The following is a 15,141-nucleotide window of genomic DNA, read 5'->3' as shown; positions in this document are numbered from 1 at the left end:
CATTCCTTTTGCTTGGTGATTCAACGTGGTGGTTTAAAAGTTGCTCACTCGAATGCCGCACGAAGCGGCGTTTCAAGCCTACTCCGTTTTATTAACCGTGACTGTAAAAGCCGCCAGTTGTTTATCCGCTGGAACTGTTGTTCCAACAAGTACTGAGTGTGGAACAACTGCCCGCTGCCCCACCTGCACATCGCGCAGTTCCGTATTTGGTCCGACGACGGCGAATGCACCGATATGCGTATTGCCCCGCAGTATTGTGCCTGGTTGAATCACCGCATCCGGTTCAAGCGTCACGTCCACATCAATCACTGTGGTGAGCGGATCGATAATGGCGACGCCGCTGCGCATCCAAGCTTCTATCGTGCGCCTATTCTTTTCCGCGCGGAGCGTTGCGAGTTGGACGAGGTCATTTACGCCCTCCGCCTGGATCGAGTCAGCTAACACATACGAACCCACGCCCGCATCCAGCGCCGCTGCCCGAGCAATGACGTCGGTAAGATACATTTCGCCTTGGGCATTATCTGTGCCTAAGGTTTCGAGCGATTCGCGCAAGAACTGTGCGTCAAAAATGTAGGTAGATGTGCCGATTTCGTCGATTTGCCGCTCTAAATCGGAGGCGTCCTTTTCCTCAACGATGCCGATAATATTCCCCGTTGCACTGGGAGTTGCCGCAACTTCGGTAGAACCGGGAATTGCCGCACGCAAGATTCGACCATAGCCATGTGGATCAGCGACTTTCGTTGAAAGCACCGTTACCGCATTGCCATCGTGTGCGCTGAGCAGATCAGCGAGAGCTTGTGAGGTGAACATTGGCGAATCACCTGCAAGCACGAGCACCGGACCGTGCAGATCCGGTGGAAGCACCTGCATTCCACACCATGCAGCACGCCCAGTACCTTTAATATCGTCTTGGTCTGCGATCAAGGCCTGCGGGTTGATCTTTTCAAGATGGCGCACAACTTGATCTCGTTCGTGACGCACAACGAAAACGGTGTATTGAGGATCGAGTGAGCTAACGGCGTCGTTCGCATGTCCCACAAGGGAACGACCGCACATTTCGAGCAAAACTTTTGGGGTTTGTGACTTGATCCGGGTGCCTTTGCCAGCCGCGAGGATTATCACTGCAGCTAAACCATTACCCTGAGTCACAGTTCCTCCTGGTTTCCCTAGCTCAAATACCAGCAAATATTGGCGCTCGGCATTGGAATTCGATGCGCAGCAGCGGTATTTTCGCTCCGCCACTAGGATTCGAACCTAGACTAAGGGTTCCAAAGACCCGTGTGCTGCCTTTACACCATGGCGGATTACGTGATTAATTGTGCCAGCTTCCCCACATTAATTTCCAATCAGATTCTAAATTGTGGGATGCGAAACGTTCACGTGTTGTTAACCATTGAGACGTAATGTCCAATGTGTGCGTTCCATCATGACCATCTACGCTAAACTTAAAGATGGTACATATTATCACTACTGCTAGAGGAGCAACGTTGACCATACTTATCAACGATCTGCACAAAGCGTTCGGATCAACGAAAGCACTCAACGGCATGACGTTCTCAGTCAAACCTGGCGAATTATTCGGGTTTGTGGGTTCAAACGGTGCCGGAAAAACCACCACTATGCGCATCATTTTGGGCGTTCTACAAGCAGACTCAGGTGAAGTTCTTCTGGATGGCAAACCTCTCACCTTTGCCAACCGCCAACATTTTGGCTACATGCCCGAAGAACGCGGACTCTACCCGCGTATGAAAGTGGGCGAACAGCTCGAATACCTCGCGATATTACAAGGTCTGACCCCTGCTGATGCTCGCAAAGCGATGGAGTATTGGACGGAACGTCTCGGCGTCGCAGGGCGGCGTAAGGATCAAGTCCAGGCACTCTCCCTCGGCAACCAGCAGCGCGTACAGCTCGCAGCGGCCCTGATTCACAACCCGCAGGTCCTTGTGCTCGACGAACCATTCTCCGGCCTTGACCCTCTCGCAGTGAACGCGATGAGCGAGGTACTGAAAGAAAAAATCGCTGAGGGCGCCACCGTCGTCTTCTCCTCTCACCAGCTCGACCTCGTGGAACGTTTGTGCGACCGCGTGGGTATCTGCTCGCAGGGACGCATCGTTTCCGAAGGTTCGATCGACGAGTTACGCACCACTGATCAGCGTCTTTACACCATTTCTTCCGACGCCGGTGCAGCAGCTCTCGAGCAGGCTCTGCTTCCACTTGGAGTTGCTGCGCAGACCTTGGCGCACGACTCGGTGCGAGTCTCCTTACCTCAGGGCGTGGACGACCAGGCAGTTCTTCGGGCAGCTTTGGATCTTGCGCCTGTGCGTGAGTTCTCGGTATATCGCCCGCACTTGAACGAGCTGTTTTCAAACGTTGTGAGCATTCCAGCCAATAATGAGAACTCAACAGAAGAAATAACACCACCAAAACGTGGCCTTGCAGCGATCTTCGGGAGAAAATGACAGTGTTAAAGCATATTATTAAACGCGAATTCAGTGTGCTCGCTGGAGCAAAGGCTCAGCGTATCGGCACAATTGTTACGGTCATCATCATTTTGGCTGCAGGTATTGTGGGCGGAATCATCAAAGACCGGTCCCAAAATGACTCAGCAGCGGATCAACCCGCAGCCACTTTCTCTGTTGCAATAACTGAACAGATGGAACCGTACCAACCGACGCTTGAGGGCACCGGTGCGGTGCAAGTCGAATCCATTAAAGCAGCAGAGGCAGAAGACTGGCTGAAGAAGCAGGTAGCGTCCAAATCCGCTCCGGCCAGCGCAGTGCTCACCGGCACTCCTGCCGACCCTGAAATCATCCAAAGCAAAGACCAAGACAAGGCGAGCAACCAAGCAATTACCCAGCTCATCTCGCAAGTAGTGGTAATGACGACGACGGATCGCGTGGCCGGGCCGTTGAGCGTTGACGCTCAAAAGCAGATTGCTAAAGCATTTACTCCTAAGATCACCACCATTGCGGGTGAAAAGATGAATTTGATGGAAAGCAATCCAATCGGCTATTTCACTGGCGTGATCACCCAAATGTTGCTTTTCTTTGCAGTGATCACAGGGTTGTCGACCATCAGCATTGGCGTCGTTGAAGAAAAATCTTCTCGTGTAGTGGAGATATTGCTTTCTGCAGTACGTCCACGCACCTTGCTTCTGGGCAAGATTTTGGGAATTGGTTCTTTCGTGCTCGTGCAGATGGTGATCTATATTGCCGCAGGAATAGTCTCGCTTAACATCGCTGGGATGTGGGCGAATCTCAATGTTGGATCGACCATCGGGTGGCTGCTTGCATGGCTCTTGATTGGTTTCTTCACATTTACCACCATTGCCGGAGCACTGGCCGCTACCGTCTCTCGTCAAGAAGATTTGGGTGCAATTACTGGGCCATTCACATTCTTCATGCTAATACCGTTCTACCTGGGAATTTTCCTCGTTCCAGCACAGCCGACGTCGCTGCTCACGCAGGTGCTTTCCTTTATTCCTGGTTTTACGCCGTTCATTATGCCGATCCGGCAGGCCTATGGCGTCGTGGGTGTGGGAGAAGCGCTTGCTGCTATGGCGGTAGGAGTTGTGGCAATCTACCTGCTCTCGCTTCTAGCAGGGCGCATTTACTCAAATTCCGTTCTCCATATGGGCAAACGTCTCAAGCTCAGCGAAGCCTTGCGCGGTAAGAAGTAGGAATCGGGCAAAAGCTGGCTAGTGGGGGCTCTCAGATTTATGCAAATCTGAGAGCCCCCTCGCTTTGTTGGTTGTTAGTGATTGGTCAGAATGGTCCTTGTTTTTCGAGCTCTCCTAGTGCGATACCAATACAGCTACCCCTAAGACAACATCAACTAGCCACCGCCAAGTCCCGCAAATAACTCACTACAAACAACTCACCAGCAGCTCACCAAACAACCACTCAACCAGCTGTTTTATCGCTTTTCTCCTAAGCCCATCCGCTCCAAGATCGTGCGCAGCACGCCCACCGCTTCATCGCGCTGATCAGCAGCAATTCCCTCCAAAAGTTGATGCTCCGCAATGAGCAGCGCTTCCATGGCGCGATCTACCGCTTCAATGCCGGCAGCAGTGGCCACTACATAAACGACCCGCTTATCTGCAGGATCGGACGTCCTTTTCACAAAACCGTGATCAACCATCCGATCGATGCGGTTAGTAATTGTTCCCGATGAAACCAGAGTTTCTTGCATGAGCTGCCCTGCCGTGAGCTGGAACGGCACACCTTGCCGACGCAGCGCAGAAAGCATCTCAAATTCCCACGTCTCCAAACCAAAATCGGCAAAAGTAGCTCGCCGAATCCGGTCTAGATGCCGGCCAAGTCGCAGCAGTCTCGAGAATAATGCCAAGGGCTGCGCGTTGAAATCTGGCCGCTGATCTTGCCATGCGGCAACAATATGATCGACTTCGTCGGAAGTCGGTACGTCGTGTTCAAGGTTCACACCTCAAACTTTACTTGACGTCAAGATGTTACGTCTACGGACGTTTCCAACCACTCTTCTTCCAGCACTTCAACTTGCTCTTGAAGCGCAGAAATCTCTTTTCCTACCCGAGCTAGCTGCTCATAGTCTCCAGCCATCGCGTAATCCGTTTGCTGCACACCCAGCGCATCAATCTGTTTTTGCAGCTTAGCGATTTGCCGCTCCAAACGATCCATCGTCTTTTTCGCAAGCCTTTCGCGAGCCGCGGCGCTCACGCCGTCTGTATCAGCGCCGCCCGCGCTTACCACACCTGCCCCGGCACCAATACCGGCGTCGTGCTTCCCACCAGCGCTACCAGCGCTACCAGCACTACCGGCACTACCCCCAGCACCTGTACGCACTGCGCCAGCTCCAGAATACCCTGCACCGCCCGTTCGCTCCTGCGCCTGCGCCGATAGCTCGAGGTATTGATCCACCCCACCGGGCAAATCTCGCACGCCGCCATCCATCACCGCGACTTGATGATCGGTGGTGCGCTCCAGCAAGTAGCGATCGTGCGAAACCACTACCAAAGTTCCTGACCACGAATCGAGCAGGTCCTCAATAGCAGCGAGGGTGTCCGTGTCTAAGTCATTGGTTGGCTCATCGAGCAACAGCACGTTCGGTTCCCCAACCAAGAGTCGCAATAATTGCAGACGACGCCGCTCGCCGCCCGAAAGTTCCGAAACTACAGTCCACGCCCGCTCACGGGTAAATCCGAGCTTCTCTACCAGCTGCGAAGCACTCATCTCTTTCTTGCCGACCATCACATGGGCGGCAATATCGTGCACTGCTTCTACGACGCGACGGTGACCGACGTCGTCTAGCTCGCGAGTCTCTTGCGAAAGCGTTGCGAGCACAACGGTTTTTCCGTGCTTAACACGCCCCGCCGTCGGCTCTAAAGACTTGTTCATCAGTCCTAAAAGCGAGGACTTTCCCGCACCGTTTCGCCCCAAAATTCCGATACGTTCACCGGGCGCCAACCGCAAGGTCACATTGTTGAGTACCTTGCCTTGCGCACCCGAACCCGCATTTTCCCAGGCAAAATCGACGTCGATCAGGTCAACGACTTCTTTACCTAACCGCGTGGTGGCCATTTTTGCCAATTCCACCGAATCCCGCGGCGGCGGTTCGTCAGCGATAAGTTCATTAGCTGCTTCAATGCGGAAACGCGGCTTTGAGGTGCGCGCCGGAGCACCGCGTCGCAGCCACGCCAGTTCTTTACGTAGCACATTATTACGCTTTTGCGCAGCTTGCTGGGCAAGTCTGGCCCGCTCTGCCCGCTGTAAAACGTAGGCTGCATATCCACCCTCATAGACTTCAACATGCCCAGGCTTGGGGTTACGTCCCCCTGCCCCATCGTTTCCTGGCACGACTTCCCACATACGCTCACAGACGGCGTCGAGAAACCACCGGTCGTGAGTGACCACTACAAGTGCGCCGGCGCCACGTGCGAAACGCTTGTTCAAGTAACCAGCGAGAAAAGTTACGCCCTCGATATCGAGATGGTTCGTTGGCTCATCGAGAATGACGACGTCCGCGTCCTGGCACAGCACCGCAGCGAGCGCCACTCGCCGTCGTTGCCCACCTGAAAGCGCTACTACGCTACGATCAAGGTCCACATCGGGAATCAAACCTCGATGAATCTCGCGAATATGCGCATCCGAAGCCCACTCGAATTCTGAACTGCCGCTGTGGATCGCTTCGCGCACTGTGAGCTTTGGATCGAGCGAATCAACCTGGGTTAAGACGGCAAAACGTGTGCCACCAGCTGTGGTTACCCGCCCGCTATCTGGGTTGAGCTGGCGAATGATCAGCTTGAGGAGTGTGGATTTTCCGCCGCCATTTGGCCCAACGACGCCGATGCGCGAACCGTCTTCGAGTGAGAGGTTGACGTCGCCGAGAATCGGCCGTGAACCGAGCGAAATTGAAACGTTTTCAAGGTTGAGGATATGTGCCACTAGCTCAACTACCTTTAGTTTTGTTGCTTTATATGCGCGCCCGCAGCTGGCCCTACCGCGCTGACTACCGAAAGCTCGGGAAATGCGTTGGCAAGTTCCGATCCGAGGCTTTCTAACTGGGAAATCTCACATAAGACGGCAATGGTTGGCCCGGAGCCGGAAAGCACTACGCCATGCCCCACAGTTTGCAGTGCCACCACAATTTCGGCTAGGTCCGGACGCAGGGCAAATGCTGGTGCTTCTAAGTCGTTGATCAGAAGCTGCCCGATTTTGCACAAATCGTTTCCTTGCACTGCCTGGCATAATTCTTCGGTACTCGCCGGCTGCCCAGCCTCCAAGGAAAGATCATCAAATTTTCTGAAAACAGCTGGGGTCGATAAGCCCACCGGATTCGTTAGCAGCACCCAGCCATGCATTGCGCCGGGTTTGATCGATTCTAATTTTTCGCCACGTGAAGTGCCACGAGCAATTGAACCAAGGAGGGAAAATGGCACGTCAGAGCCGAGTTCAGCACCGACTTCCAAAAGCTGCTCGCCACTCAACCCCAACTCCCACAGGGTGTTTAAGGCGACGAGTGTGGCTGCGGCGTCGGCAGAACCTCCTGCCATACCGCCCGCAACTGGAATACGCTTGGTCACGCTCAAATGGGCGCCGCGCGTCGTCCCGGTTGCCTGCTGCAGCAACCGCGCTGCTCGCAGTACCAAATTGCTCTCATCGCAGGGCAAATCTGTACCTAATCCGGCGATGTCCATGCTGAGGTCATCAGCGTGCGTCGCGGTGACGTCATCGAACAGATCTAGAGCTTCAAAAACGGTATCGAGCGGGTGAAATCCGTCGTCCCGCACACTGCCCACGCGCAAGGCGAGATTCACTTTCGCTGGCGCTGAGGCTATCACGCGCTCCACAACTACCTCTTCCACAGATTCCACTGGTTACCTCATCACTTTCGTATGAGAAGAGTGCCAAGTTCGTCCGGACTCAGCACCGACTGAAAAGCTTGGGCAATACGGATAAAATCGTCGACCGTTAGCCGCTCGCCGCGCAGTTGGAAGTCAATTCCAGCGTGCGCAAGAATTTCTTCGGCGCGAGCCGGAGAGCCAATCCACGCCCCAAGAGCTGCACGAAGAGTTTTTCTCCGCTGCGCGAAAGCAGCATCGACGACGCCGAAAACCAATTCGCGTTCGACGTCACTTTGCACAGGACGCGCTTTCATGTGCACAAGCGCTGAATCGACGTTAGGCACTGGCCAAAACACATTTCGAGAAATTTTCGCACCGCGCCACACGTTGGCATACCACGCTGCTTTTACTGAGGGCACACCGTACGTGCGAGAGCCAGGTTCGGCAGCCAGCCTATCGGCAACTTCGGATTGAACCATCACTGTAACCGTTTCGAGGCTCGGCAGGTTTTCTAACAACACAATAAGGATTGGTACTGCAACGTTATAGGGAAGATTAGCAACGAGGTGTTTGGGAGCAAAAGGCTGGTTCGGGTGCTTTGCTTGCCACGCCAGCGGTACAGCTAAATCCTCAGGTGCACCTATTTTCATTGCATCTTGATTGAGTACGGCAAAGTTTGGTGCGGCGGCTGGCAAAAATTCCGCCACGGTTTGCGGTAATTGCCCAGCTAACGGAGGATCAATTTCCACAGCGGATACGAGTGCGCCCGTTTCTAAAATCGCCAAGGTGAGCGAGCCGAGGCCTGGCCCTACCTCTACAACAGCATCTCCTGGCTGCACATTGGCATCTCGCACGATCCGGCGCACGGTACCAGCGTCGTGCACGAAATTTTGCCCAAGCGTCTTTGTGGGTCTAATACCCAACATAGCCGCCAGTTCACGGACTTGCACTGGCCCCAATAAACTGCCGGGAAGCGGCGAATGCTCGCCGCTTCCCGGAAAAGCTTCACTCATCATAAGTGTTAATTCTACCTAGTTCGCCACCGTATTAGTATCTCGCCGGCACAATCGTGACCGGCGTAATCGGATTAGTACCAACCGGTGCTCTTGGAGTGAGCCCAGGCAGCTTGTGGAGAGCCGTAGCGACCCTTAATGTAACCAAGACCCCAACGAATTTGGGTGGCAGGGTTCGTTTGCCAATCAGCTCCCGCCGAAGCCATCTTTCGACCAGGCAGAGCTTGTGGAATGCCGTAAGCTCCCGAGCTTCTATTGGCCGCATTCTGATTCCAGCCAGATTCCTTTTGCCACAGCGCATCGAGGTACGGGAATTGATCTGCTCCCCAACCGAACGAAGCGAGCATCGACTGTGCAATCTCGCGGTTTGAGCCAGGGCTTACTGGCCCTGATACAGGAGCGCCGGCACTCGCCGGTTGCGCCTGTGCGGCTTCCGCAGCCGCAGCAGCTTCACCTGTACCAACCTTGACGACTTCGTCAACGCGGTTTTGAGTAATCGCTTCTGCAATAACCTCACGTTTTACTTCTTGACCATCGCGATAAGTCACCAAGAACGAGCGCGTGCCCTGGCCGTCAACGCCTTGGGTCACAACCTGCCGTTGGCCTTTCGGCAGGTTAGGATCTTGCTGTTCACTCGTGGCGTGCTGATCTGTGAACTGCTCAGATATGGTGTCGCGCTTGACGCGAATGATCGTGATGGAATCGCCGTCATCTACCAAAGAATCGAGCGCTTTGGAAACTTCGTCGAGGGAGTTGAGCGTGATTCCGGCGTCTTCGAGAACGCGAGCTACGTTTGCGCCGGTGAGGGCATCCACGTCGCGCTTCTTTCCATCAGCCACCACCGAGAGGTTCATTTTTTTGACGACGGGCGCCGAAGCTTCCGAAAGCGAAGCGGTGGCCTGCGTGTTAAGCACTGAGCTGGACGAGGAGTACGACGACGCTCCTGCCGCAACGCTCAAGCTTGAGCTAACGGCTACGAGAGCGACCACCGCTGCACGCGATTTTGAAAAAATCCGTGGCACACGACGTTCGGTACGCACAAAAATTTCGGACGAAACGAGATTTTTGTTCATATGCTCGGCATAGATTTCTTGCGCATATTCTTCACATGGCAAGACGCCGTTATGCTCAGCATTCTGCTCCGCAAGTTTCTGCGCCCGCATTGCCTGACGCATAGCGCGGCGTGAACCAGGCTTTGCTGGCTGGTGCGCATCAATAGTGTGCGATACGCCGTCGGTGGCAGTGTGTCTACCCAAAGTCTCTCCAAAGTCGAACTTACAGCAGGGAACCTAGCAAAGAGCTCGCTGCTCGTGTATCCCCCACGAAAGCCCGTTGTTAGCATCTTCCCTACAAGACGCTCATTTGGCTCATATCAAGCAATTCCTTCGCGTGCGCTATGCCTTGCTCGTCACCTTGCACAATGCACTTTGCTTGCCATTAACCAAATGTTCGTAACATTTTCTATATTGATTGTAACCAAAATGTTATTTCATGCAAGCTTTAGTGATTAGCTCAACCTTTAGTGAGCTTCACGTCCCGAATCACCATGCGGGTGCCCAGCTTCAACTCCCACACTCATTTCAGTGCCATGAGCAGCAGAAATACCAAGATTCTTGTGCGGATCGTGGCGGTAAATATGCATAATCGCACGCAGATACAGCGCCACAAACTGTACCACGTACACCAAGAAAGTCACGCCCAGATAGAGCGACGAGCCACCGGCTGGATCAATTCCCTCTTCAGCAGCCAATTGGTTCCAAAATCCGGCCACGTAGCGCCAGTCTTTATTGAACAAATCCAAGGTCTGCTTATCAGTCATTGAATCAGCATGGGCGAATACGCTCATGAAATCTTCTGTTCTACCTGCTTTAACAATCTCATGAATGAAAGTGTGCGGATTGATGCCAAAGCCATAGCTAAGAAACACCATCATCACAAAACAAATCACCGGCAGCGAGAGCCAAACATAGAGGGGAGCTTCTCCACGGAAAGCATAAAGCGGGCAGCTTAACACGGCAATGATCGCGCCAAACAAAGCTCCAGCGGCAGTGAACTCAATCACCGCATTAGGAGAAACTAACACGTGAATCTCTTGCGAAACACCCGGAATCTGCAATATCAAGAAAGCCGGCGAAAGGCATGCCACCAAAAATCCAATGGCAACTCCCACACTCGCCCATTCAGCAATAAACCTCATCAGGCGCTTCGTATCGAAAGTAACGTCGTGATCCGAGAAGCATTTACCCACTACAACAGCAAAAATCCCGAACGACACTATAACGCCCGCTATCCACGAATAGGCGAAACTATTGGTATATGTAGCAACCAAAAAACGCAAAAGAGCAGAAAGAGCACTGTCTTTATCACCAAGCACGTTATAGGCCTTGCCGCTGACGATCACTATGCTGAGAATTGCGATGACGAAAAACGTCACCACAAAGAATTTTTTCTGAGACGACGCAACCCGCCGCGTCGAGAATTGAAACGGCATGTCAATATCTTCAATCACCACTGGGTCTTTAATGTGCCCAGCGGCGTATCTCAATGCCGGCTTAAACGCACTTCGCAGAGTGTGAATCCTGTGCTTAAACGTCTGGTGCAAGTGGCGAAATAGTTTCGTATCGCTCTCATCAACCCGGCTCAAATAGCGGTTGAGCTGCCCACGGAAAAGGAGCTCGAAGAGCACGAGCACATACGTTGCCACCTTAAAGCTGGTAGCAATCGGTTGATGATTCCAGGCAGCTACCAAAATTGTGATGAAACATCCGGCCAGAATTGAATCAAAAACGATCAGGAATCTATGCCCAAAACGCGTTCTTGATGCCGGGAGAGTCTTCCACTGTTTTGCCTGCAATACCAGGAATATCAGAAAACATAAGCTCACAACTAGGCTCAATATTAACGAAGTCACGACTTCTCCCCTCGATGTGCGCTATCAGAGCACACCGTATCAAGAATTAAATTCCGTACACATTGAGGGTATTGTAATTGAGCTGTTCACACCAAGAAACTAAAGGAATCTCACGCAATTGTGCCTGGAAACGTGCCGTGTAGGCAGCTCCCCACGCCACATTCGGATGCCCCCGGAAGGGAACCGGAGTCAGATATGGTGCATCTGTTTCTACCAGCACTAACTCTGGTGGCATTGCCAGGAAGGCCTCGCGCAAGTACTCATTCGCCGGATAAGTAATAGGCCCGGCAAACGACGCATACCATCCGTTTTGCGCACAAATCTCTGCAAGTTCCCGATCACCCGAGAAGCAGTGAAAGACGGTCGCTTCCGGAGCGCCGTCGCGCAACAAAATATCGACGACGTCGGCATGCGCGTCGCGATCGTGGATCTGTAGCGGTTTTCCCAGCTCTTTCGCCAAAACAATATGCGCACGGAACGCTTCCTTTTGTGCACCTTTCCCTGCTTGCCCTGTGCGGAAATAGTCGAGACCCGTCTCGCCAACTGCCACCACGGCGTCGTCGGCACACAACCTTGCTACCTGCGCAATTGCTTCGTCAAGCGAAAACTGTTGATGGTGTGCAAGCGACTGGTGCGCGAGCCCGTCAGGCGACTCTTCTCGCACCCCAGCGTGCATAGCGGCTTCATTTGGGTGAATAGCAAGAGCAGCCCAAATCTGTGCATGCTCACGCGCAATACGCACCGAAAACTCAAGTTCAGGCAGCTCGCAGCCAGAGGTGATCGCTGCACGAATGCCGCCGCGTTCCATTCCAGTTAAGAGCGTATCGAGGAGAATCGGCGGTTTGAGGGCGCCGTCGTCCGTCCGCGCTTGCACCAACGGGAGAGCGACGCCGTTCTCACCCGTTTCGACCTGCGGATCAGGCGAAATATGGGTGTGATTGTCAACGATAGAAACGGGCAGAAAATCTGGAATGTCTGGAACGTTACGTTTCTTGTTCTTTGCCATAGTTTCCTCAGGAAAGATTCAGACGCGCAAGTTCCTCGTCAACCACAGACTCGTCCAACTTCTGGAAAGCCGGCTTCGGCTTGGAAATCGGCGTTCCAGGCACCACATCACGCGGCCCCCAAGCGCGCACAGCGCTGTAGTCGCCGGTAATAATCGGGAATGGGTGCCCGTTATCGAGATCTACCGTCTCCACCAGCTGTGGCATCGGCGCAATCGTGCCATCGCCGCCGAGGATTTCATCAATCACGTTCGAAGAATGTGGCAAGAACACGCTCATCATAGTGTTCAGATCAGAAACGGCCTGGATCAACGTGTTGAGCACTGTGCCAAGACGCCCGCGCAAGGCCTCATCTTTCATCTTGAAAGGTTCGGTGCGCGAAACGTAGCCATTAGCTTCACCAACAAGCCGCATAATCTCACCTAAAGCCGCACGCTGCTGGTGATTAGCGATCAAATCGCCTACTGTACCAAAGCCCGCACGGATCGAATCAAGCAGCTCGTTATCAATCGCTTCACGTTCGCCAACTGGCGGAATCTCGCCAAAATTCTTGGCAATCATTGCGGCGGTTCGGTTCACCAAGTTACCCCAGCCAGCGACCAACTCTGAGTTGTTACGCCGCACGAACTCTTCCCACGTGAAATCAGAATCCGACGTTTCTGGCCCAGCAATGGAGATGAAATAACGCAAAGCGTCTGGCTGATAGCGCGAGAGCACGTCACGTACATAAATCACCACAGATTTCGAGGAAGAGAACTTCTTACCCTCCATCGTCAAGAACTCCGAAGCGACCACCTGGGTTGGGAGATTGAGCTTGCCCAGCTCGTGTTCAGCTCCACCACGTGCACCTTCGCCGTTATACGCAAGCAATTCCGCTGGCCAAATCTGTGAGTGGAACACGATATTGTCTTTGCCCATAAAGTAGTACGACAGCGCCTCAGGATTCGTCCACCACTCGCGCCAGTCCTCAGCACTTCCCTCACCTGCGGCAGCGCGGCGTCGTGCCCACTCGATCGACGCCGAAAGGTAACCGATCACGGCGTCGAACCACACATAAAGGCGCTTGTTAGGCTGATCCTCCCAGCCTGGGATCGGAATACCCCAAGAAATATCGCGGCTCATCGCGCGCGGACGCACGTCGTCAAGCAGATGCTTGGAGAAAGAAATGACGTTCGGACGCCACTTGCCCGACTCCTCAACCTGGTCAAGCCAGTCCCCTAGCGCACCCGCCAACGCAGGCAGATCGAGGAAGTAGTGCTCCGTCGTCTTAAATTCGGGGGTGAGGCCGGAAATCTTCGATACTGGGTTGATCAAATCTTGCGGATCGAGCTGGTTTCCGCAGTTGTCGCACTGATCGCCGCGCGCGCCCTCAGCCCCGCACAGCGGACAAGTGCCCTCAATATAGCGATCTGGCAGCGTATTGCCTGTTTTAGGATCGATAGCTACCGCGGATTCTTGCACGATCATATAACCGTTATCGCGGCACCCCTTGAACAGCTGCTGCACCACGCGCTCGTGATTTCCAGTGGTGGTGCGGGTGAAGAGGTCGTAAGAAAGACCAAGATTTACTAGATCCTCGGCGATGATCCGGTTGTTTTTATCGGCCAATTCCTGCGGCGTCATACCCTCTTGATCTGCAGCCACCATAATCGGAGTGCCGTGTTCGTCGGTACCCGAAACCATGAGTACATCGTGACCCGCCATTCGCATATAGCGAGAAAACACATCAGAAGGCACGCCGAAACCAGCCACGTGACCGATGTGGCGCGGGCCGTTCGCATACGGCCAAGCAACTGCAGAAAGGATTTTTGACATACCTTAAGATTACGGCTAAATACCAGTGCGCGTAAAACGTGAGAGCGGACTTGTGGATAACTCACGCCAAGTTCACATATTGCTTTTGGTAGGTGTGCGTCTCATTGGGCAGGTGGGTGCAATGCGCGTTCGGTTAGCCGTGATCCTGTGCGCGTTCGGCAAGGTGCGGTTCTGTGCGCGTTCAGCGAGACGCGGTTCTAGTAGTATACTGCGCACCATTGCCCGTACACTTGATTAATAGGAACGCTCATTTTGCAGGGAGGAATCATGGAGGCAGAAAACCGCGCACTGCTCATCGTTGATGTTCAGCCAACTTTCACAGAAGGCGGCGCGCTCGGAGTGGTTGGCGGCGACGCCGTAGCCACGCGAATCGCTGATTTTGTAACCGAAAATGCCGATGAATACTCCCTGATCATCACCACCCAAGACTGGCATATCGATCCGGGCGAACACTTTTCAGATACCCCTGATTTCATCGATTCCTGGCCGCCCCACGGCGTGGCAGGTACGGCAGATGCCGAGTTACACGACGAGATCGCCAGCCTACCTTTCCATTTTTCGGTAAAAAAGGGGCAATACGCTGCGGCATATTCCGGGTTCGAGGGCAAGACCGACGACGGCGAAACGCTCGAAGACGTTTTGCGTGCTCACGGCATCGAGTGCGTAGATATTGCGGGAATTGCGGAGTCGCACTGCGTGAAGTGGACTGCTCTTGATTCGCTGCGTCTGGGGTGGCCAACCCGTGTTTTCTCAGACTTGACCGTGCCTGTTTCCCCTGATCAGGGAGAGGATGCTCGCCGCGAAATGGACGAGGCCGGCGTCGAACAGCTCGCTTCCACCGAGGCGTTCGGTTTCTACGTCGAGCAAGCCGACGCCCCTATCCCAGGCGATAACGCTGGTGCACGAGATACGGTGGCGAACGACGTCGCCGCTGCCGCTGTTGCGCCGACAAGCTTTGGACGTGCAGATTCGTGGGGCGACGCCGATTCTTGGGCTGATGATGACGCCTGGGGCGGGACTGGCGCAGACGATTTTGGCGATTCGGATGATTTTTCCGACGACGAATGGTCCGATACCGAT

Annotated in this window: 11 protein-coding genes, 1 tRNA gene and 1 pseudogene; 3 read left to right on the top strand and 10 right to left on the bottom strand. The window is 53.9% G+C overall.

What is annotated here, in order from left to right:
* Nucleotides 1-78: 78 nt before the first annotated feature.
* On the bottom strand, nt 79-1,149 hold the full coding sequence (locus tag JOD55_RS03085) for an NTP transferase domain-containing protein (RefSeq protein ID WP_338022185.1): 1,071 nt from the start codon (nt 1,147-1,149) through the stop codon (nt 79-81).
* A gap of 84 nt (nt 1,150-1,233) precedes the next feature.
* Nucleotides 1,234-1,304 (bottom strand) — tRNA-Gln (locus JOD55_RS03080).
* Nucleotides 1,305-1,487: 183 nt separating this feature from the next.
* On the opposite strand from JOD55_RS03080, the gene JOD55_RS03075 reads away from it, so the two are divergent.
* Nucleotides 1,488-2,459: an ABC transporter ATP-binding protein gene (locus tag JOD55_RS03075; protein ID WP_239538949.1), complete on the top strand. Its 972-nt coding sequence runs from the start codon at nt 1,488-1,490 to the stop codon at nt 2,457-2,459.
* Nucleotides 2,456-3,679 carry an ABC transporter permease gene (locus tag JOD55_RS03070; RefSeq protein ID WP_204398560.1) on the top strand — a complete coding sequence of 408 codons (1,224 nt, stop codon included), beginning with the start codon at nt 2,456-2,458 and terminating at the stop codon, nt 3,677-3,679. The genes JOD55_RS03075 and JOD55_RS03070 overlap by 4 nt, the downstream gene beginning before the upstream one ends.
* A gap of 236 nt (nt 3,680-3,915) precedes the next feature.
* Here JOD55_RS03070 and JOD55_RS09055 read toward each other — a convergent pair whose 3' ends face one another.
* The 8 genes from JOD55_RS09055 to metG all read right to left on the bottom strand — a co-directional run bounded on the left by JOD55_RS09055 (nt 3,916) and on the right by metG (nt 14,061).
* The gene (locus tag JOD55_RS09055) at nt 3,916-4,440 is read right to left on the bottom strand and encodes a MarR family transcriptional regulator (RefSeq protein ID WP_204398559.1); all 525 of its coding nucleotides are present in this window, start codon (nt 4,438-4,440) and stop codon (nt 3,916-3,918) included.
* 20 nt (nt 4,441-4,460) lie between these two features.
* Nucleotides 4,461-6,419: an ATP-binding cassette domain-containing protein gene (locus JOD55_RS03060; protein WP_204398552.1), complete on the bottom strand. Its 1,959-nt coding sequence runs from the start codon at nt 6,417-6,419 to the stop codon at nt 4,461-4,463.
* Nucleotides 6,420-6,433: 14 nt separating this feature from the next.
* Nucleotides 6,434-7,348 (bottom strand): 4-(cytidine 5'-diphospho)-2-C-methyl-D-erythritol kinase, encoded by a 915-nt coding sequence (locus JOD55_RS03055; RefSeq protein ID WP_204398550.1) that lies wholly within the window; start codon nt 7,346-7,348, stop codon nt 6,434-6,436.
* An 11-nt stretch (nt 7,349-7,359) separates the two neighbouring features.
* Complete coding sequence (gene rsmA / locus JOD55_RS03050; protein ID WP_204398548.1) at nt 7,360-8,334, bottom strand: 16S rRNA (adenine(1518)-N(6)/adenine(1519)-N(6))-dimethyltransferase RsmA; 975 nt, start codon at nt 8,332-8,334, stop codon at nt 7,360-7,362.
* Between the two features lie 71 nt (nt 8,335-8,405).
* On the bottom strand, nt 8,406-9,587 hold the full coding sequence (locus JOD55_RS03045; RefSeq protein ID WP_204398547.1) for an aggregation-promoting factor C-terminal-like domain-containing protein: 1,182 nt from the start codon (nt 9,585-9,587) through the stop codon (nt 8,406-8,408).
* Nucleotides 9,588-9,850: 263 nt separating this feature from the next.
* A complete protein-coding gene (locus JOD55_RS03040) occupies nt 9,851-11,215 on the bottom strand; it encodes a hypothetical protein (protein WP_204398543.1) in 1,365 nt (454 codons plus the stop codon).
* Nucleotides 11,216-11,288: 73 nt separating this feature from the next.
* Nucleotides 11,289-12,248: a TatD family hydrolase gene (locus JOD55_RS03035; RefSeq protein ID WP_204398541.1), complete on the bottom strand. Its 960-nt coding sequence runs from the start codon at nt 12,246-12,248 to the stop codon at nt 11,289-11,291.
* A 7-nt stretch (nt 12,249-12,255) separates the two neighbouring features.
* Nucleotides 12,256-14,061, bottom strand: a complete 1,806-nt coding sequence (metG, locus tag JOD55_RS03030) for a methionine--tRNA ligase (RefSeq protein WP_204398539.1) — start codon at nt 14,059-14,061, stop codon at nt 12,256-12,258.
* Between the two features lie 267 nt (nt 14,062-14,328).
* On the opposite strand from metG, the pseudogene JOD55_RS09315 reads away from it, so the two are divergent.
* Nucleotides 14,329-14,910 (top strand): annotated as a pseudogene (locus JOD55_RS09315) (isochorismatase family protein); the annotation flags it as partial.
* Between the last annotated feature and the right edge of the window lie 231 nt (nt 14,911-15,141).

The sequence above is a fragment of the Arcanobacterium pluranimalium genome, assembly GCF_016907845.1.
Classification (GTDB): domain Bacteria; phylum Actinomycetota; class Actinomycetes; order Actinomycetales; family Actinomycetaceae; genus Arcanobacterium_A; species Arcanobacterium_A pluranimalium.
This window is presented reverse-complemented; position numbering and strand designations above follow the sequence as displayed.